Consider the following 18,071-nt stretch of genomic DNA (forward strand, 5'->3'; position numbering starts at 1 on the left):
CAGGTCGGCTGTCAGGCCGCCTCGCTTTGCTTGTGATTTTGATCTTAGGCGTCCCGTTAAACCACGCTGCCCCCCAAATCAATGTCGGATGACGGGCACACCGAGCCTAGGCGAGGTGCCGAGTGGTGGGGTAAGAGCCCTTTTGGTTACTTTTGGCTGGGCCGGCACTCCGGGCTCTTTTCCAAAAGTGAGCCGCCGTAAGGGCGGAACCAATAGCCGCCGTGACCGCAGCAACGGATATGTACACAACCCCAAGAACCACGAAAGAGTTGTGTAGATACCTATGCCGCGATAGCGCCTCAAGCCCCAGCGAAGATCTCAACTCTGCTCACTCTCATACCGATCCAGCGTATCACTGGCAATCTCCCGCCCCAGCGCGATCAATTCCGGCGCCTTGTAGAACTCGAAGAACCGGCACACGCGCTTGGGTACGTTGATCAGCACATCCGGCGGGTAGCCGGCAATTTTGTACTGGGCCAACGACGTCTGCATCACCTCGAAACTCTGGTTGATCAAATCCAGCAGCGACGCCGGCCCGACGTTGTCGATGATGAACGAACCGGTTGCCGACTTGGGGGCGCCAGCGGTTTCCGGGGCTGCGGCCGGTTGCTGGGCTTCCGGCTCGGCGCCTTCGAGCCAGGGGTTGATATCGGCGGCCTGCGCCTGCAGCGCTTCCTGTTCCAGCAACAATAATTGTTCGGCCTGCTTGCGCCGAAACGGCAGATGGGAACCCAGTGAACGTACCAGGTTGTCGAAGCGGCTCTTGAACGCCGGCGGGCGCTGGATTACCGGCAGGGTGTAGTGTTTCTGGTTGGTGGCGTTGAGGTTGACCGCAATGATCAGGTCGCAATGACTCGACACCACCGGCACGATAGGCAGCGGGTTGAGCAGGCCGCCATCCACCAGCATGCGGTTGCCTTGCATCACCGGGGTGAAGAGGCTGGGGATCGCTGCCGAGGCGCGCATCGCCTGGTGCAGGCAGCCTTCCTGGAACCAGATTTCCTGCTGGTTGGTCAGGTCGGTGGCGACCGCCGTGTAGGGAATGCGCAGGTCTTCGATATTGATCTCGCCGACGATCTTGCGGATCTGCCCGAAGACTTTTTCGCCGCGTATCGCCCCCAGGCGAAAGCTCACATCCACCAGGCGCAGCACGTCCAGATAGTCCAGGCTTTCGATCCAGTTCCGGTAGTCCTGCAGTTTGCCCGCAGCATAGATCCCGCCCACCACTGCTCCCATGGAGCAGCCGGCGATACAGGCGATTTCATAACCGCGTTTTTCAATCTCTTCGATCACCCCGATATGGGCGTAACCCCTTGCTCCGCCTGAGCCCAGGACCAATGCAACGCGTTTTTTCATGACTGGATCCTTCGTAAAACAGCTGTCCACAATGCACCCAAGCAGGGGGCTGCTTCAATCCTAGCGGAGCAGAACGATAATTTTCGTAAGCCGAGCTATTTGCTCGGGTATGCTTTGGCTATCAGCACTGGGCATTTCAGGCTGTGTGATAAGGCACTTTTCGATGTAGGCAACGTCTACATCCCACGACTGTTTTCTTTTCTTGAGGTGTCATTGATGAAAGCCTGGATGTGTTTGCCTGTGATTGTGTTGGCTCTGGCCGGTTGTGCCGGCAAAACGGCCTATCGTGATAGCTGCGGCAGCCAGCTGGATGCCGCCTGGCACGAGCTGGACCTGGCCAAGGCTGAAGGTTTTGCCGGTACGGTCAGCTATTCCAAGGCCCTGTCGTTGCTGACTGGCGCCAAGACCCAGCAGCAATTCGAAGCGTTCGAAGGCTGTGCCAGCAAAGCGGAAAAAGCCCGTTTCTATATTCGTGAGTCGCGCGCGGGCCGTTGATCCGCGTCAGCGTAACGCGTTGTTGGAGTGGTTAAGGTGGTCCCAGGCGCCTGTTTTGTGCGGGTGTATGGCGGTTGTTTGACAGGGGAAACAGCATGTCGGCGTTGGTGGATCAGTTAGTCGCCCAGGTCATCGGCCTGGAAGTCGGATTGTTGAGTTGTCAGGCGCGCCTGGCGGCGGTGACCGATGACGAGGCGCTGCACGACCTGCGCACCACCGTGCGCCGCCTGCGCAGCCTGTTGCGCCCTTTGCGCGGGCTGCCCGGCGTCGAGCAATTGGAGGCCGCCGCCAGCGCGGTCGGCCAATTGACCACGCCGCTGCGCGACCGCGAAGTGCTGGCGGCCTACCTGCAGCAACATGGCCATCACGAAGCGGCGGCCCGGCGTCTGCGCCAGCAGCCGCAGACTTATCGGCAGGTGGCCCAGAGCGCGGAATTGGCGCAGCTGTTGCAGATCATGGCCGCCTTTCCGCGATTTATCCGCGCCTCCCAGCATCAAAAACTACTCAAGCGCCTGCGCGCCCGTATCGAAAAACGCCTGGGCAAACAATGGCAGGCTCTCGAGGTGGCGTTGCACGATCCCGACCACGACCGCCATCGCCTGCGTTTGTTGATCAAGCGCGTGCGCTACGCGGCCGAGGCCTATCCGCAATTGGGCCAGGTACCGGCCAAGGCCATGTCCCGTCTCAAGTCCGCCCAAGGCGCCCTGGGCGATTGGCACGACTGCTGGCAATGGTTGGCGCAAGCCAGGCTCCAGGCAGACTTGCAACCTTGCGTTGCAGTCTGGCATCGCACCATGGCCGAAGCTGAAGGCAAAGCCGATCGGGTACTCGACAAGCTGGCGGCGGATTGTTTCTGAGCCTGCGGCTTATCTGTCTGGGTATTTGGCCGGAATAAGTGCTGTACCGGGCTGGCGCGCTGGTTAAGATCGCTCATCGGTTTTCTTGATGTGAGGTCGCCATGCGCTTTAGTGATTTGCTCGACGCTGCCCGTAACAACCCGTTGGACGTGTCTATTCCGGCCGAGTGGGCCCAGGGGCGCGCCACGTTTGGCGGGCTGGTTGCCGCCTTGCAATACGAAGCGTTGCGTGCCCAGGTGCCGGCTGATCGCCCATTGCGTTCGTTGGCCGTGACGTTTGTCGGGCCCGTGGCGCCCGACGTATCCGCCCGTTATCAAGTCGAAGTACTGCGCGAAGGCAAGGCCGTCAGCCAGTTGCTGGGGCGGGTGGTGCAGGACGGTGAAGTGATGACCCTGGCCCAGGCCAGCTTCGGCGCATCGCGGCCTTCAGAGATCGACGTGCCGGCCTTGCCCGCGCCGACTTTCAAACATTGGGACGAGTGCCAGGAACTGCCCTATATCAAAGGCGTGACGCCTGAGTTCATGCGCCACTTGGCGATGCGCTGGAGCGTCGGTGGCTTGCCGTTCACCGGCAATAAATCCCGGGAAATGGGCGGCTGGGTGCGCTTGCGGGGGGATGTGAAAGAAGAGCCTTTGACCGAAGCCCATATCCTCGCGCTGGTGGATGCCTGGCCGCCGGCGCTCTTACCGCACCTGAAGAAGCCGGCACCCGGCAGCACCCTGACCTGGACCATCGAATTCATCCAGCCCCTGGCACAGTTGACGACCCTGGACTGGTGCCAGTACCACGTCCAGATCGAGCATGCTCGCGACGGCTATGGCCATGCTGCTGCGATGTTGTGGGGGCCTGACGGCCAGTTGATCGCTATCAGCCGCCAGACCGTGGTGGTCTTCGCCTGACCCGGCCTCAGTGGCGGTGGCGCTGACGCCAGGCCTGCCACCAGCCACCGCTGAGGACAAAACGCGGAAAGGTTACGAACTGCTCGACCACCAGGCGCTGCACTGCATCTTTACGATCACTGAACGGCTCGCTGGCCTGGGCTTCCAGGCTATGGCCGTGGCGTTGCAGCGCCAGGCCGGCGAGTACGCCGACCACACCGATGGCGAAACTGGCCAGGCTCAGGCTGAACACGCCGGACACAATCAGCAGAAACCCGACGATGAACAGCGGCACGGCAATCAGGTGCAACACCAGGTTGGTCGGGTGCTGATGATTCTGCGGGTAGGCGCGCCATTGCCAGGCCGGGAGATTGGGGTGACGTTTGCCCATGATGATAAATCCTCTGTCCATTGAAACTCGATGGACAGAGTTTAGGTCGGGCGGGCAGGGGCGGCGAATTGGGGTTGGCTATGGGGGTTATAGCGTTTTGATCGATCCGCCAGCGGCAGGCGCTGGCGGATCGGCGGGCAACCGTCACAGTTTGAGTTGGCCGATGGCCTTGCTCAACTCGCCGGCCAGGGTTGCCAGTTCATTGCTGGTGGTCGCCGAATCCACGGTCTGTTGCACGGTGTTTTCCGTGACATCGCGAATACTCACCACCGCGCGGTTCATCTCCTCGGCCACATGGCTCTGCTGCTCGGCAGCCACCGCAATCTGCGTGTTGCTCTCGCGCATCTGCGCCACGGCGCTGGTGATTTCGGCCAGTGAAGCGCCGGCTTCCTGGGCCTGCTGCACACAGTTGTCGGCCTTGAACGAGCTTTCCTGCATAAAGTCCACCGCATCCCGGGTGCCGGCCTGCAAGGCCGAGACCATGCGGGTGATCTCATCGGTGGAGCTTTGCACGCGCTTGGCCAGGTTGCGCACTTCGTCGGCCACCACCGCAAAGCCGCGCCCCATTTCCCCGGCGCGGGCCGCTTCGATGGCGGCGTTGAGGGCCAGCAGGTTGGTCTGTTCGGCAATGCTGTGGATCACGCCAACCACGCCATTGATTTTCTGGCTGTCCTCGGCCAGCTTCTGGATCATTTCTGCGGTTTGCTGCACACCGGTGGACAGCCCGGCAATCGAGCGCTGAACCCGGGTTACCACTTCCTGACCGCTGCCGGCCAGGGTGTCGGCGGTCTGGGACAAGTCGCGAGTGGCGCCGGCGTGTTGGGCGATGTGATACACGGTGGCGGTCATTTCATTGATCGCGGTCGCCGCCTGATCGGTCTCGCTTTGCTGGCCGAGCATGCCGTGCTGCACTTCATTCATGCTGCTGGCCAAGCGTGCCGCGCCGTCATCCAACAGTTTGGCGGTGCGCGCTACCGTACTGACCACCCGCTGGTAGCCGGCCTGCATGGCGTTGAAGGCACTGGCCATCTGCCCGACCTCGTCCTTGCACGCCAGGGGCACGCGGGCCGAGAGGTCGCCGGTTTTCTCTACGTGCAGCATCACGTCTTTCAAGGTGTTGAGTTGGGCGAGCAAAAAGCGGATCAACAGTTGCGAGGCACAGAGCATGGCGAGCATCAGGATCAGCACCGCCACCGCGTAGTTGGTAAAGCGCTCGGTAAACACCTGGCTCAGGCTCGGCGCATAGGCCAGCACGGCGACTTGTTGGCCACCGGCGCGGGAGATGACTTCGGCGCCCAGCAACGGGTTTTCGCCGAACAGCGGCATATGATTGAACTCGACCCAACCGTTGGCTTCGCTCAGGGCTGACAGGTCCTGGTCCGCCAACTGGGGCGCCTGGCCCCGGGCAAACGCCAGCCAGTGCTCGCCCTGGGGCAGCGGCTGCCCGGCCGGCCAGGCGCTGAGCAAGCGGCCCTGGGCTTGTGCCGAGGCTTGGGCGGCATGGCTGCGGGCCTGTTGTTCAAGCTGCACGGCATACAGCACCAGCAGCAGCGTGGTGATGAAAGCGACCGCGTTCACGGCCCAGAATTTGTACTTCAGCGAGATATTGCTAAGCCAGGCACCCATGGAAGGTTTTCTCTGATAGCGGAAACAGTATTGGCAAGGTGCCAGTATTGTGCCGCTATCCGGAAAAGGGGTGTTGATATGGGTCAATGCACCGCGTCAATCCGGCACAGGCAGGCCGAAAAACGCACGGGCGCAGGCGGTGCTGTGCTGGGCCAGGTCTTCCAGGCTTTCTTCTCGGTGCAGGGCCACTTCGCGCAAGACTTCCGGCAGATAGGCCGGCTCATTGCGCCCGTTCTTCGGTTTGGGGCGCAGGGTGCGTGGCAGCAGGTAGGGCGCATCGCTTTCCAGCATCAAGCGGCCCCGGGGGATTTCCCTGACCAGTGGGTGCAGGTGCGTGCCACGCCGTTCGTCACAGATCCAGCCGGTGATGCCGATATGCAGGTCCAGATCGAGATAACTGAACAGCGCGCGTTGTTCGCCGGTGAAGCAGTGCACCACGGCGGCGGGCAGTTGATCGCGGTAATCGCGCAGGATCTCCAGCAGGCGCTGGTTGGCGTCCCGTTCATGGAGAAACACTGGCAGTTGCAATTCGACGGCCAGTGCCAGGTGGGCTTCGAGGACCTTTTCCTGCTGGGGGCGGGGCGAGAAGTCACGGTTGAAGTCCAGCCCGCATTCACCCACGGCACGTACCCGCTCCTGGCTGAGCAGGTCGCGCAGTTGCCGGGCGCTGTCGGCGTTCCAATCGCTGGCGCTATGGGGGTGGATACCGGCGGTGGAGAACAGCCGTCGGGCGCTTTCGTCCCAACGCTGGCACAGCTCCAGGGCCTGTTCGCTGCCTTGCACGCTGGTGCCGGTGACGACCAATTGGCCCACGCCGGCATCATAGGCGCGGTCGAGCACGGCCTGGTGTTTGTCGTCGAAACTGGAGTTGGTCAGGTTGACGCCAATATCAATGAGTTGCATGGTGCTATCTCCGCCTGCGGCCGGAAAGTCTATCAGAGCTGTAGATTTATAATAAAAACCAAGAACTACAACGAGTTATCGCTGTCTTTGAACGTCGCAAGTCACACCGTGGTTGGCCGAAGGCCTGCTGCTGTGCCACCCTTGCGCCCAAAGTCTGCGCCTCTGGCGCTCTGTTTCTGTCCCCCAATGCGGCGTTTTTCGCGGTGCATGGGGCCTTGTTCTTTCCGGAGAGCGGATGATCCGACCCTCGGCATTGCTTATGGTGTGCCTGACGCTGCTGCTGCCCACGGCGGCGGTTGCGCGCCTGGACGGGCCGCTGGAAGTGACCAAGTCGGGCAAAGTCCGTGACCTGGCAGAAATCCGCAGCAGCCGCACCTTGCGGGTGCTGGTCAACCAGAGCCGCAACAGCTCCGGTGAAGTCCAGGGCCAGTCGATTGGTGTTGAGTACCACCGCCTGCGCGCCTTCGAACACTACCTCAACGGCCGCGCCCGCGACGGCCAGGAAATCAACCTCAAGATCATTCCCAAGGCCAAGGATCAGTTGCTGGGGGCCTTGGCCCGCGGCGAAGGTGACCTGGTGGCGCCCGGCGAACTGCTGGATACGACGGGGGCGCACAAAATCAGCAGCAGTGATCCGATTGCCAGCGACGTGCCGCTGTGGCTGGTGGGCCTCAAGGGCGAGCGGCGGTTTACCCGGCTCGAGCAGTTGTCTGGGCGCACCCTGGCCCTGACCACGGGCAGCGCAGCGGGGGAGGCGGTCAACCAGATCAATCAGAAGCTGGCACTGCGCAAGCTGCCGCCGGTCAAGGTGGAATGGGTGGACCCCAGCCTGGCGGTGGAAGATGTGCTGGAGATGGTCCAGGCGGGGATCTTCCACCTGACCATTGTCGAGCGGCCGATTGCCGAGCGCTGGTCAAAGATCCTGCCCAAGCTGCGTTTCGACAAGCAAGTGGCGATCAGCGAGCCGGGCGAGGAGTACTGGTTCGTGCGCCAGGATGCCTCGATGCTGCGGGCGAGCATCGACCGCTTCCTGAAAACCTACAAGACTCCGTCGGACCAGGACGTGGCCTTCCAGCGCATCTATCGTCGTCTCTATCAGGTGCGCTACCCCTTGGCGCGGGCTGATCGCCAGCGCCTGGAGAAACTGCGCCCGGTCCTGCAGAAACACGCCCGGGAACAAGGCATGGACTGGCTGAACCTGGCGGCCCTGGCCTTCAAGGAATCGTCCCTCAACCCCGCCGCGAAAAGCGGCAGCGGGCCGACGGGCTTGATGCAGATCACCCCTTCAGCGGCCCAGCGGGTGGGGGTCAACAATATCCAGACCCTGGACAGCAATGTGCAGGCAGGGGCGCGTTACCTGGCATTGATTCGCCGCAAGTTCTTCGCCAGCCCCAAGCTGAACGAGCGCGAGCGTATGGCGTTCGTCCTGGCGGCCTACAACATGGGGCCGGAGCGGGTGCAGGGCATGCGTGCCGAGGCGCGCCGCCGGGGTTTGAACCCTAATCAGTGGTTCTTCCAGGTCGAGCGCATCGCCATGGAGCAGGTCGGAATGGGCGGCGTCAGCTATGTTAATAGCGTGAACAAGTACTACTTGGCCTTTGATCGGGAACGGGACTCCCTGGAGCCGGTGACGTCCAAGATCGTCTCACGCAAATAATCTAATTATTAGATATTGATTAGCGCTTTTTTCGGCTTTTATCATTATCTAAACTGATTAATATAGCGGCCAACCAACCCCCTTCATCGAAAAGGATTAGCAATATGAGCCCAATGATCAAAAACCTCCTGTCCACCCGTGCCGGCTATGGCCTGACTGTCCTGCGGATTTTTGTCGGTATCATTTTTGCCGCCCATGGTTCGCAAAAACTCTTTGGCTGGTTTGGCGGCGGCGGCCTGGCGGGCACGGCGCAGTGGATGGAGAGCATCGGCCTGGCCCCGGGTACCCTGATGGCATTGTTGTCGGGCGGTACTGAGTTCTTCGCCGGCCTGGCGCTGATCATTGGCCTGCTGGCACGTCCGGCGGCGCTGGGGTTGACCATCGTGTCGCTGGTGGCGATTTTCTCGGTGCATATCAGCAACGGTTTGTTCATGGCCAACAACGGCTATGAGTTCGCCCTGGCACTGCTGGGCGGCACAGTGGCGGTGCTGTTTGAAGGTGCTGGCAAGCTGTCTGCCGACCGCGCCATCGCCAACTGATCGCGCAGCTCACCTGTTAAAGGCCCGCCTCGCGCGGGCCTTTTTCGTTGTACGGGATTCTTGACACTGCCCCACCGGCTTCTCTAGGATGCTGCATGCGCCGATTTAAACAGCTAATTGCGGGGCGCCACAGGGACTCGCTGCAGTCCCGACAGAAGCCTGCTCCAGGTTTCGAAATACCGCTAAAGCGCTGGTTCGGTGTTGCCTCTCACCTGCCCGCAGACTTTTGAGGCAGAGACACGACACGATGAATGCACTACGACCTCTTGTACGCCTGGCCCCGATCACTGCGGGCCTGACTCAACGCAATCCGAAAATTCTCCTTGGCGGCAAGCACCAGCCGACGTTGCTGCGTTACCTGGATGGCTGGCCCCGGCGGACTGGCCGACCTTCGGCGTTCCTGATCCAGTTTGTCGAAGATGGCGAGTCCCTGGCGCGCTTTGCCACAAACAGCTTTGACCTGGCGGTAATCCAGGCGCCGAACGCTGAGGATGCCAACGAGTTTATTCACCACCTGACCCGCGTGGCGCGCCAGGGTTTGATTACCCGGCGTTAATCGAGGCTGAGAGAACCACGTTCAGTAGAACGCTGCGGCAGGTGGATGTTGGCGACGGCGACGCGAGATAAAGATCCCCAGGCCCAGCAGGCTCACTATCAGTGGCACGGTGATCGTCGTGAGTACCACCACAGCGAGTTCCAACCGGCGGACGCTCTTGTAGGCTTCTTTTTGCAGGGTGTGAAGCTCCATGCGTAATCGCAGGCGCTCTTTGTTTAGCGCTTGCAACAGCGTATTTGAAGAGATGGCCTGAGTCTCCAGCATGGAGGGCGGCGTGTTCAGCAACCGCCATTCCTTTTCCGTCTGGGCCAGCCGTTGCTCCATCAGGGCAGCCTTTTTTCGGTAGGATTGCGCAGCCTCGTGGCGCAGCCTGTCCAGCAACCCGGGCTGTTGCCGGTCGCTTGCACGAGGGCTGATAGCACTCAGGGTGTCGGGTGCTGACAGGTTATCCAATGTATTCAAGACAAACCGGGCATTGCCCGGGCGCCGCGCTTTCTGTCCGTTGGCATTGCGTGCGGCCAGCCAGACGCGGTCGCTGAGCATGTCAATATCGGCGACCACCACTACATGGATATTGGTCGCCTTTTGCAGTGTGGCCTTCTGGCCGTTGCTGCCGTCAGGGAATGCGGAGTAGGCGGGCCCTTCGATACGGGCTGCGATCACATTCGGCCGGCCACGACTGACGGCCTCGCCAATCATGGAGGCGAATTCGTCCGGTTGAGTGAAGCGTACCCCATCGAACGTACTGGCCTGCCCGGAACTCTGGAGCAGCGGGGTGAATGTGGTGCGGCTTTTTTTCAGCGGCACGAGTGTGCCTGGATTCAACAGTGTCACGCTGTCAACGCCCCAGGTGCTGACGTCCTGTTGCGCCATCGCTTCTCGGGGCAGGGTGAGCGCCCCGGGATGACGCACGGGCGGCTGGCCGCTGGTCACGACCACCGGGGTTGCATAGAGGTTGTCCGCCAATACCTTATTCGCCGGCATCTGCACGCCCCAGGCGGCGAGCAGGGTTTGCAGGCCGGTGGTGTCGGCGGTTGAGTCCTGATCGTTCAAGGGGTCGACAAACATCATCAGCTTTCCCCCCGCCAGGACAAATTGGTCAATGGCAAATAGTGCCTGTTCCGGCAGCCGAGAGGGCTGGACCACCATCAGGGTCTTGATGTGAGCGGGGATGCGCGAGGTGTCGCTGCCCAGGGTCATCAGATTGAACTGGCTGCGTATTTCCTTGAATAACTGCCACGGCGGCGTGGCTTCCTGGGGGCGTCCATTCAGGTTGCCGTCCATGGCTAATTCGTAGATCAGGCCGATGGTGGGTTGCTCCTCGCGGGCGACGTTGTGGATCAGGCGACTGATCTCATATTCCAGGAAACTCGCCTGGGCGGGGTCGAATCGTTCGATTTTCTGCGGCTCATGGTTGGCACGGGTGCCGATGAGTCCAAACAGTCCTTGCTGGCTATCCAGGCCCAGTAACTCAGCCTTGTACTCGTCCTCTGAAAAGGGGGCTGGATCAATCAGGTGCAGCGTAACGTTGCCTTTCGACGCACTTTCATAGGCCTTGAGCAGCAGGGCAATGTACTCGCCATGGTTGTTCAGGGCGTCACTTTTGCGGGGATGGCTGCCATTGAAAAAATACAAATCCATGGGGGTTTCAAGTGCCGCGAGCAGGGCGTCGGTCGAAGGTGACAGGGTGTGGATTTTTTTCTCTGAAAGGTCCAGTCGATAGTTGGGCAGTTTCAGTACCCATACCAGATTGAAGGCGAGAAAAAGCAGGGCGATGACGCTCAACGTCACGCCGAAGTTTATAAGGTTCCTCATGGGGATTTCCTTTCTCAGCCTTTTCTGAAGTTTAAAGTTAGGGTGGTTGCGGTGAGGAAAGCGATGATCATGCTTATGAAGTACGACGTGTCATGCAGGGTCAGGAGGCCACTGTCTATCGCGCTGAAACGTACCCGCGGGTTGAGTGAAATCAAGCTGTCGATCACCCAGATAGGGGCCTGATGGGTCAGCATGTCCAGCACTGACGATAAAGTGCTGGTGAGCAATAATAACGCGAGTGTGATGCCGAAAATAATCAGGCGATTATAGGCCACTACACAGACAAGGCAGGAGAATGAGAGATAAGCGCCTGCCAGTAACCAACTCCCTATGAATTGGCCGAGGATGGTTGAGTTGTCCGCCATGGCCAGATAGTTAATGATGATGACCAGTGGGAAGTCCAAGGCGAGTGTGAGTGCGCAAACGGTCCAAGCGGCCAGGAACTTGCCCAATGTCAGTTCGAGGGCCGAGACCGGCAAGGTATTTGTAAAGGAGCGTGCATTTTCGTTGTGCTCATCCGACCAGAGCAGTGTGGAAATAAATGGAATGAAAAAAAGATAAAGCCAGGGGTGAAACTGGAAGAAGGCGTGAAGGTCTGTCGGATTTCCGTTTAAGAAGTTTCCTACATAAAAGCCTAGTGTGGTGTTAGTAATCAGAAACATAGCGACGCCAAAATAGGTGGCCGGGCTCGACAAGTAGTTGTTGAGTTGCCGTTTGAATATCACGGGTAGACGTTTCAATTGGGTGCCTCCTGGCTCAAGTGGTGGATGACGTCGCTCAGGCGTCCCGGCTCAAGGCTCAAGGTATTGATCTTCCAGCGACGGTTGGCGACCAGGGCATTGATGTGGGGATAGATGACCTGCCCTGGCATCGCGAGTACCGTCACGCTGCCGTAGGCGTGCCGGTCTTCTTCGATGCCAGCCACCCCCGGAAGCACGGCCAGCGCCAATAGGTCCAGGGGGGTATCGGCGGCCAGGGTGATTGCCTGGTAATGGCGCGAGCTACGCTGCAGCTCGGTGACAGGGGCGTCGGCGAGCAACCGGCCCTCGGCCAGGACCAGCGCCCGTTGGCAGATGCAGGAGAATTCCTCGGGGTTGCGCGAGGCGACAATGACCGTCATGTCTTCGGTCAACGACTGGATGAGGGTGCCGACCTTCTGTTTTTGCAGGGTGTCCAGGCCCTCTGTGGGTTCATCGAGCAGCAGCAGCTTGGGGTCATGCAGGATGGCCTGGGCCAGCGCGACTTTGCGCCGGTGCCCTGGGGGAAGGGCTGCGACAGGTGAGTCAAGTACTCGCCAAAGTTCCAGGCGGGTGATGGCGCGGTCAACCATCTTGCGCTTTTCCAGGCCACGAAGTCCGCGAACTTCGGCCATGAAACCCAGAAAGCTTTTTACCTTCATATTGCCGTGGCTGAGGGCGAATTCAGGCTGGTAGCCTATTATTTTTTTTGCCCTTATCGGATGGGTCGCGATATCTATGTCATGTATTTTTATATTGCCGGAAGTTGCGGGAGTTGCGCCTGAGAGCAATTTCAGTAGTGTGCTTTTGCCAGCGCCATCGTGTCCGAACAACCCCAGGCATTCCCCTGGGCGGACACTGAATGTCATATTGTCGATGGCAATCGCTCGTCCCGTTTTTTTTGTTAGATTGGTTATTTCGATCATTAGGCTTTTCTGCTTGGTTGTTTGCCGGGGCATGCTGAATATGCAGGGGGCTCAATAAGCCTGTGTGTTCAGGTTGAGAATTGCCGAGGGTGGAAAATGAAAAGTATTGATCAAGTGTTTCAGGTGCGGCTTTGTTAAAAAATGGTACGTTCAATAGGGGCGCTTGGAAACGCTAAAGCGCTTGAATAAGGTAAGTCCTACATGTGCCTCAATCACTCGCTGAAACAATTGCGTTGTTTTTGCAGGATTGTTGATTTTGATTTGAAAAATGGCGTGTATATGAAGTACTACGGTAATGGAGTCCGACACTCATGATGCTTCTACGTACTCTTGTTCTTGAACACTCTGGTCATGATTCCCCCGTTAACGGTGCGTTGCTCTGTTGTTTTGCGATACCGCAAATTGCTTCGAACTTTCTTGTCTACAGTCTGGACGAGGAGGTTGAGCCCGGAAGCTCTCGGGTCTACATCGCCGCGTTGCGCAAAAAGTCCGAGCGGTATTTTCTTGGAAGCATCGAGTCCAAGGAGAGCCTGCAACTGGCAATGAGCGTCCTCAAGCAGATCATCACCCTTGCCACGGCATCTGGGGGCAATGCCGCCGGGCCCCAGGTGCCTTATCATTTCATTGACCTGAAGGGCAGCAAGCTACCGACGGCCCGACCGGAGGATCACCACTCGCTGATGATCAAGAAGGCATTGGTGATGAAGGTGATCACCCTGGGCACTTCAGTCATTGGTCTGCCCGCGATAGAGAGCACCGAGTTGATTGTGCCGTCTATTCGCTTCTCGTCAAAAATGGTATCGCCACCCGGTACGGCAAATCGTGAGGATATGACGCAGGAGCTCCATGAGGAGCCAGTGGTCGTCTTGCCTGAGCCATTGCCTCCGCCGCCGAAGGAACCGGAGGCACAGGAGGTACCTGCACCGCAGGCCCCGGAGCCGCAGCCTGTTGCACCGCCCGCAGTCGTCCCGCCAGTCGTGGCGGCGGATCAGTCGTCCCTGCATGAAGTAGACACCACGCTGACCAATCTTGCCCGTGTGGCGCATGAGTTGACGCAACAGAAACGCGCAGTGCTCCAGCAGCAGGAGGCGCTTGAACTGCAAAGGGACCAGCTACTACGGGAAAAGGCCACATTGGAGCAGGCCAATCAACAGTTGGCCGCGCAGGAGCTTGCTTTGCAGCAGCGAGCCGAAGCGTTGAATAGCCGTGAGGAGCACCTGGCCCGGGATGCGCAGTTGCAGCAGGCAGAACAACGCCGCCTGGAGGGCTGGGCTCAACAGATGGAAGACGAGTCGTTCAGGCTACAGGCGCAGGACCGGGCATCCCAGCAACAGGCTGAGCAACTGGCGACCGGGCTGGGGCAGTTGTCGGGCTTCAGGGGCGACTTGAAGGCACTGCTTTATCGCCTGGATGGCACCCTGTTTCCTGTGGAAAATGTTGAGCAGCAATCCAGTAAATTGCTTGGTGCCGATTGACCGGGGAATCAGGCCTGGCTACTTTCTGGCGTTCATTTATCATCAGACCCGGCCGATTGCCGTCAGGCAGCCAATGCATCCTTGGCTGATGCAGAGGGGGTTTGAACCAATGGATATTTCCTGGGGATGTGACGCTTTTGAGTACCAAGCTGATTACCAAAGAAGGTCATGAGGCACTGAAAAAAGAGCTCGATTACCTGTGGCGAGAAAAACGTCCTGATACAACGCGCAAGGTGACGTGGGCTGCTTCGCTGGGAGACCGCAGCGAGAACGCCGACTACCAGTACAACAAGAAGCTGCTGCGTGAAATTGATCGCCGGGTGCGTTACCTGCGCAAGCGCCTGGAAGATATGCGGGTGGTGGAGTACATGCCCGAGCAGGAGGGCAAGGTATTTTTCGGCGCCTGGGTGGATATCGAGAACGAGCAGGGCGAGACCAAGCGTTTTCGCATCGTGGGTTATGACGAGATTTATGAGCGCATGGACTACATCTCCATCGACTCCCCCATGGCCAGGGCCTTGCTGCGCAAAGAAGTGGACGATGAGGCCATTGTGCAGACGCCAAATGGCGAAATGTGCTGGTGGATCACAGGTATCGAATACATCAAGTAACTGTGAGTGGCCCGCTCCTCAAGGAGGAAGCGGGCCATTTTTGTTTCAGCCTTCGCGCAGTACCGCCAGTGGGCTGGCGTTCAGCGCGCGGCGTGTACCGAACACCCCGGCACCACCGATCAGCACTGCACCGATCACTGGCAGCACCAGCAGCCATGGGTGAGGGTGCCAGACCAGGTCGAATGCGTAGCGATACAGCACCAGGGTCACCAGCTCGGTACCCAGTGCCGCCAGCAACCCGCTGACCGCGCCCAGCAGCCCGAACTCGATACGACGGGCCTTGACCAGCAACTTGCGCTCCGCGCCCAGGGCGCGCAACAAGGCGCCCTGGCGGATGCGTTCGTCCAGGGTGGCCTGCAGGCCGGAGAACAGCACCGCCATGCCTGCCGCGAGGACAAACAGCAGCACGTATTCCACGGCCAGCGTGACCTGGGCCAGGATGCTGCGCAGTTGGGCCAGCAGCGCCTCGACCTGCAGGATGGTCACGGCCGGGAAGGCCCGGGACAGGTCGACGATCTGCTGGTCATGGCCGGCGGCCAGATAGAAGCTGGTCAGGTACGTGGCCGGCAGGTCCTTCAGGGTGCCAGGCTGGAAGATCATGAAGAAGTTGGGTTGGAAATTGTCCCAGTTGATCTCCCGCAGGCTGGTGACCCGGGCTTCACGGTTTTCCCCGCCAACGGTAAAGATCAGGTGGTCGTTGAGCTTGAGCTTGAGGCTTTCGGCGACCTTGGCTTCGACCGAGACCCCCGGTATTTCATCGCTCGGCTGATCCGCCCACCAGGTGCCCGATGTCAGGGTATTGCCAGGGGGCAGGTTGGCCGCCCAGGTCAGGCTCAGGTCTCGCTGTATCGCCCGATCGCCACTGGAGTCCTTGCTGACAATTTCCTGCACCGGTTCGCCGTTGATGCTGATCAGGCGTCCCGGCACCACCGGATACAAGGGCGCGGCCTGTGCCTGCAGTGCAAGCAGGCGGGCACCGAAGGCGTCCTTGTCGGCCGGCAGGATGTTAAGCGCGAAATAGTTGGGGGCATCCTTGGGCAGTTGGTTCTGCCAGGTGTCCAGCAACTCGCCACGCAGCAGGGCGATCAAACCCATCGACAGCAGGATCAGGCCGAACGCCAGGGACTGGCCCGCCGCCGCCAGCGGGTGGCGCAACAGTTGGCCCAACCCCAGGCGCCAGGGCAGGGCAGCACGCGCCAGCAGGCGGCGCAGGCTTTGCAAGAGCAACAGCAGCAGGCCACCGAGGAGCAGCGCGGCGATCACCCCGCCGCCCAGCAGGGCGAAGGTCAGCACCAGATCCAGGCTCAGGCGCCACATGATCAGGCCCAGGGCAAACAGCGCCGCGCCATACACCATCCAGGTGCTGGAGGGGATCGGCAGCAAGTCGCGTCGCAGCACCCGCAACGGCGGCACTCGGCCCAGGGCTGCAAGAGGGGGCAGGGCAAAGCCGGCCAGGGCCACCAGGCCGGTACCGATGCCGGCGACGGCCGGTAGCAATCCGCCGGGTGGCACGTCTGCCGGCAGCAGGTCGTTCAACAGGTAAAACAGGCCCAGTTGGGCGAACCAGCCCAGAGCTGCACCGGCGAGGCTCGCCAGCAAGCCCAGGACGGTCAGTTGCAGGCTGAACAGCAGCATGGTTTCCCGTCGCGACAGACCCAGGCAGCGCAGCAGCGCACTGGCGTCGAAGCGGCGGCTGGCAAAGCGGTTGGCCGACAGGGCCACGGCCACGCCGGAGAGCAACACGGCGACCAGACTGGCCATGTTCAGGTAGCGCTCGGCCTTGCCCAGGGCACCACCGATCTGCTGGTTGCCGTCCCGCGCATCCTGCAGGCGCTGGTTGGCGGCCAGCCCTGGGGTGATCTGGTCGCGGTAGGTTTGCAGCGCGACACTGGCTGGCGGCGCACGCCACAACTCGCGGTAGCTGACCCGGCTTCCCGGCTGCACCACGCCGGTGGCCTCAAGGTCGGCCAGGTTGATCATCACCCGCGGGGTGAGGCTATAGAGGTTGCCGGCCCGATCCGGCTCATAGGTGAGTACGCGGGCCAGGCGCAGGGTCTTCATGCCGACGTCGATACTGTCGCCGATTTTCAGGTCCAGTGCGGTCAGCAGGCGGGCCTCGACCCAGGCTTCGCCGGATTTCGGCCCGCCGCCCGGGGTGTCTTCGGCGAACGGTTCGGCCGCGCTTTTCAACTGGCCGCGCAGCGGGTACTGCTCGTTGACCGCCTTGATGCTCGATAACTGAATACCGTTGTCGGTGGCGATGACGCTGGAAAACTCCACCACCCTGGCATGTGCCAAGCCCAGTTGCGTGCCACTGGTTATCTGCTCGGGCCGGGCCGGGGAACTGCCCTCCAGCACCAGGTCGGCGCCAAGGAACTCGGTGGCGCGCAACAGCATCGCGCCGTTGAGTCGTGCGCCGAAGTAGCCGATGGCCGTGCTGGCGGCTACGGCCACCAGCAGGGCGAAGAATAGGACGCGCAACTCACCGGCGCGGGCATCGCGCAGCAATTGGCGCAGGGCAAGGCTGAACAGGCGCAACAGCGGCAAACGTGCCATCAAGGCTCCAGGGGCTCGACCATCTGGCCGGCTTCAAGGCGGATCAGGCGTCGGCAGCGATGGGCCAGCCGCTCGTCGTGGGTCACCAGCACCAGGGTGGTGCCGTTCTCTTTGTTGAGCTCGAACAGCAGGTCGCTGATGCGCTCGCCGGTGTGGCTGTCGAGGTTGCCGGTGGGTTCATCGGCAAACAGTACGTCCGGCTCGGCGGCGAATGCACGGGCAATGGCCACTCGTTGTTGCTCGCCACCAGAGAGCTGGCGGGGCGAGTGAGTCAGGCGCTGGCCCAGGCCGACCCGTTCGAGCAAGTGCCGGGCGCGTTCGCGGGCGTCTTTGCGACCGTCCAGCTCCAGGGGCAGCATGACGTTTTCCAGGGCATTGAGGCTGTCGAGCAATTGGAAAGACTGGAACACAAAGCCGACGTGTTCGGCGCGGATGCGTGCCCGTTGATCTTCGTCCAGGACACTCAGGGCCTGGCCGGCGAGGGTGACTTCACCGCTGCTGGGCAGGTCGAGCCCGGCCAGCAGGCCAAGGAGCGTGGATTTTCCCGAGCCGGAGCTGCCGACGATAGCCAGGCTATCGCCCTTGTTCAGTTCCAGGCTCAGTTCGTGCAGGATGGTCAGTTCACCTTCCGCGCTGGGAACCACTTTGCTAAGGTTCTGCGCGGTGAGAATGCATGCGCCCATGGAGAATCCG

At 60.6% G+C, this 18,071-nt stretch carries 17 protein-coding genes; 8 read left to right on the plus strand and 9 right to left on the minus strand.

Annotation, left to right across the window (positions count from 1 at the left end; all coding sequences use genetic code 11):
- Positions 1-318: 318 nt before the first annotated feature.
- Positions 319-1,356 (minus strand): patatin-like phospholipase family protein, encoded by a 1,038-nt coding sequence (locus HBR93_RS17015; RefSeq protein ID WP_057439200.1) that lies wholly within the window; start codon positions 1,354-1,356, stop codon positions 319-321.
- A gap of 216 nt (positions 1,357-1,572) precedes the next feature.
- Here HBR93_RS17015 and HBR93_RS17020 point away from each other — a divergent pair, with 216 nt between their 5' ends.
- The 3 genes from HBR93_RS17020 (at position 1,573) to HBR93_RS17030 (ending at position 3,607) form a co-directional block, all read left to right on the plus strand.
- Positions 1,573-1,851 (plus strand): hypothetical protein, encoded by a 279-nt coding sequence (locus HBR93_RS17020; RefSeq protein ID WP_029300795.1) that lies wholly within the window; start codon positions 1,573-1,575, stop codon positions 1,849-1,851.
- A gap of 95 nt (positions 1,852-1,946) precedes the next feature.
- On the plus strand, positions 1,947-2,708 hold the full coding sequence (locus HBR93_RS17025) for a CHAD domain-containing protein (protein WP_057958917.1): 762 nt from the start codon (positions 1,947-1,949) through the stop codon (positions 2,706-2,708).
- Between the two features lie 101 nt (positions 2,709-2,809).
- On the plus strand, positions 2,810-3,607 hold the full coding sequence (locus HBR93_RS17030; protein ID WP_057439199.1) for a thioesterase family protein: 798 nt from the start codon (positions 2,810-2,812) through the stop codon (positions 3,605-3,607).
- Between the two features lie 7 nt (positions 3,608-3,614).
- Here the strand turns inward: HBR93_RS17030 and HBR93_RS17035 are convergent, their stop codons facing one another.
- The 3 genes from HBR93_RS17035 to HBR93_RS17045 form a co-directional block, all read right to left on the minus strand.
- Positions 3,615-3,977 carry an Mpo1-like protein gene (locus HBR93_RS17035; protein WP_104911974.1) on the minus strand — a complete coding sequence of 121 codons (363 nt, stop codon included), beginning with the start codon at positions 3,975-3,977 and terminating at the stop codon, positions 3,615-3,617.
- Between the two features lie 144 nt (positions 3,978-4,121).
- On the minus strand, positions 4,122-5,603 hold the full coding sequence (locus tag HBR93_RS17040) for a methyl-accepting chemotaxis protein (protein ID WP_169960734.1): 1,482 nt from the start codon (positions 5,601-5,603) through the stop codon (positions 4,122-4,124).
- A gap of 96 nt (positions 5,604-5,699) precedes the next feature.
- Complete coding sequence (locus tag HBR93_RS17045) at positions 5,700-6,506, minus strand: TatD family hydrolase (RefSeq protein ID WP_169960735.1); 807 nt, start codon at positions 6,504-6,506, stop codon at positions 5,700-5,702.
- 235 nt (positions 6,507-6,741) lie between these two features.
- On the opposite strand from HBR93_RS17045, the gene HBR93_RS17050 reads away from it, so the two are divergent.
- From HBR93_RS17050 to HBR93_RS17060, 3 genes are all read left to right on the plus strand, one after another.
- On the plus strand, positions 6,742-8,163 hold the full coding sequence (locus HBR93_RS17050) for a transglycosylase SLT domain-containing protein (RefSeq protein WP_057439196.1): 1,422 nt from the start codon (positions 6,742-6,744) through the stop codon (positions 8,161-8,163).
- Positions 8,164-8,267: 104 nt separating this feature from the next.
- The gene (locus HBR93_RS17055; protein WP_057439195.1) at positions 8,268-8,702 is read left to right on the plus strand and encodes a DoxX family protein; all 435 of its coding nucleotides are present in this window, start codon (positions 8,268-8,270) and stop codon (positions 8,700-8,702) included.
- Positions 8,703-8,949: 247 nt separating this feature from the next.
- A complete protein-coding gene (locus HBR93_RS17060) occupies positions 8,950-9,258 on the plus strand; it encodes a hypothetical protein (RefSeq protein ID WP_057439194.1) in 309 nt (102 codons plus the stop codon).
- Positions 9,259-9,279: 21 nt separating this feature from the next.
- Here the strand turns inward: HBR93_RS17060 and HBR93_RS17065 are convergent, their stop codons facing one another.
- The 3 genes from HBR93_RS17065 to HBR93_RS17075 are packed head-to-tail and all read right to left on the minus strand — an operon-like array spanning position 9,280 to position 12,736.
- Positions 9,280-11,073, minus strand: coding sequence for a Gldg family protein (locus tag HBR93_RS17065; RefSeq protein WP_169960736.1), 1,794 nt, complete (start codon positions 11,071-11,073; stop codon positions 9,280-9,282).
- A 14-nt stretch (positions 11,074-11,087) separates the two neighbouring features.
- Entirely contained in the window at positions 11,088-11,813 is a 726-nt protein-coding gene (locus HBR93_RS17070) for an ABC transporter permease (protein ID WP_057439193.1), read from the minus strand.
- A complete protein-coding gene (locus HBR93_RS17075) occupies positions 11,810-12,736 on the minus strand; it encodes an ABC transporter ATP-binding protein (protein WP_115129376.1) in 927 nt (308 codons plus the stop codon). The genes HBR93_RS17070 and HBR93_RS17075 overlap by 4 nt, the downstream gene beginning before the upstream one ends.
- 311 nt (positions 12,737-13,047) lie before the next feature.
- Here HBR93_RS17075 and HBR93_RS17080 point away from each other — a divergent pair, with 311 nt between their 5' ends.
- Positions 13,048-14,211: a hypothetical protein gene (locus HBR93_RS17080; protein WP_169960737.1), complete on the plus strand. Its 1,164-nt coding sequence runs from the start codon at positions 13,048-13,050 to the stop codon at positions 14,209-14,211.
- 137 nt (positions 14,212-14,348) lie between these two features.
- Positions 14,349-14,822: a transcription elongation factor GreB gene (greB, locus tag HBR93_RS17085; RefSeq protein WP_057439191.1), complete on the plus strand. Its 474-nt coding sequence runs from the start codon at positions 14,349-14,351 to the stop codon at positions 14,820-14,822.
- A 45-nt stretch (positions 14,823-14,867) separates the two neighbouring features.
- Here the strand turns inward: greB and HBR93_RS17090 are convergent, their stop codons facing one another.
- Together HBR93_RS17090 and HBR93_RS17095 are read right to left on the minus strand one after the other, a co-directional pair.
- On the minus strand, positions 14,868-17,378 hold the full coding sequence (locus tag HBR93_RS17090; RefSeq protein ID WP_169960738.1) for an ABC transporter permease: 2,511 nt from the start codon (positions 17,376-17,378) through the stop codon (positions 14,868-14,870).
- Positions 17,378-18,061: an ABC transporter ATP-binding protein gene (locus HBR93_RS17095; protein ID WP_057439231.1), complete on the minus strand. Its 684-nt coding sequence runs from the start codon at positions 18,059-18,061 to the stop codon at positions 17,378-17,380. Before HBR93_RS17095 ends, HBR93_RS17090 begins: the two co-directional genes overlap by 1 nt.
- Between the last annotated feature and the right edge of the window lie 10 nt (positions 18,062-18,071).

The organism is Pseudomonas sp. WS 5411 (assembly GCF_012985595.1).
GTDB lineage: Bacteria > Pseudomonadota > Gammaproteobacteria > Pseudomonadales > Pseudomonadaceae > Aquipseudomonas > Aquipseudomonas shahriarae.

Excerpts from the sequence above, each read along its gene's own strand:
- HBR93_RS17015 (WP_057439200.1), bottom strand. The coding sequence starts at position 1,356 with ATGAAAAAACGCGTTGCATTGGTCCTGGGCTCAGGCGGAGCAAGGGGT.
- HBR93_RS17055 (WP_057439195.1), top strand. The coding sequence starts at position 8,268 with ATGAGCCCAATGATCAAAAACCTCCTGTCCACCCGTGCCGGCTATGGC.
- HBR93_RS17080 (WP_169960737.1), top strand. The coding sequence starts at position 13,048 with ATGATGCTTCTACGTACTCTTGTTCTTGAACACTCTGGTCATGATTCC.
- HBR93_RS17095 (WP_057439231.1), bottom strand. The coding sequence starts at position 18,061 with ATGGGCGCATGCATTCTCACCGCGCAGAACCTTAGCAAAGTGGTTCCC.
- HBR93_RS17045 (WP_169960735.1), bottom strand. The coding sequence starts at position 6,506 with ATGCAACTCATTGATATTGGCGTCAACCTGACCAACTCCAGTTTCGAC.
- HBR93_RS17065 (WP_169960736.1), bottom strand. The coding sequence starts at position 11,073 with ATGAGGAACCTTATAAACTTCGGCGTGACGTTGAGCGTCATCGCCCTG.
- HBR93_RS17020 (WP_029300795.1), top strand. The coding sequence starts at position 1,573 with ATGAAAGCCTGGATGTGTTTGCCTGTGATTGTGTTGGCTCTGGCCGGT.
- HBR93_RS17060 (WP_057439194.1), top strand. The coding sequence starts at position 8,950 with ATGAATGCACTACGACCTCTTGTACGCCTGGCCCCGATCACTGCGGGC.
- HBR93_RS17035 (WP_104911974.1), bottom strand. The coding sequence starts at position 3,977 with ATGGGCAAACGTCACCCCAATCTCCCGGCCTGGCAATGGCGCGCCTAC.
- HBR93_RS17040 (WP_169960734.1), bottom strand. The coding sequence starts at position 5,603 with ATGGGTGCCTGGCTTAGCAATATCTCGCTGAAGTACAAATTCTGGGCC.
- HBR93_RS17025 (WP_057958917.1), top strand. The coding sequence starts at position 1,947 with ATGTCGGCGTTGGTGGATCAGTTAGTCGCCCAGGTCATCGGCCTGGAA.
- HBR93_RS17030 (WP_057439199.1), top strand. The coding sequence starts at position 2,810 with ATGCGCTTTAGTGATTTGCTCGACGCTGCCCGTAACAACCCGTTGGAC.
- HBR93_RS17050 (WP_057439196.1), top strand. The coding sequence starts at position 6,742 with ATGATCCGACCCTCGGCATTGCTTATGGTGTGCCTGACGCTGCTGCTG.
- HBR93_RS17090 (WP_169960738.1), bottom strand. The coding sequence starts at position 17,378 with ATGGCACGTTTGCCGCTGTTGCGCCTGTTCAGCCTTGCCCTGCGCCAA.
- HBR93_RS17075 (WP_115129376.1), bottom strand. The coding sequence starts at position 12,736 with ATGATCGAAATAACCAATCTAACAAAAAAAACGGGACGAGCGATTGCC.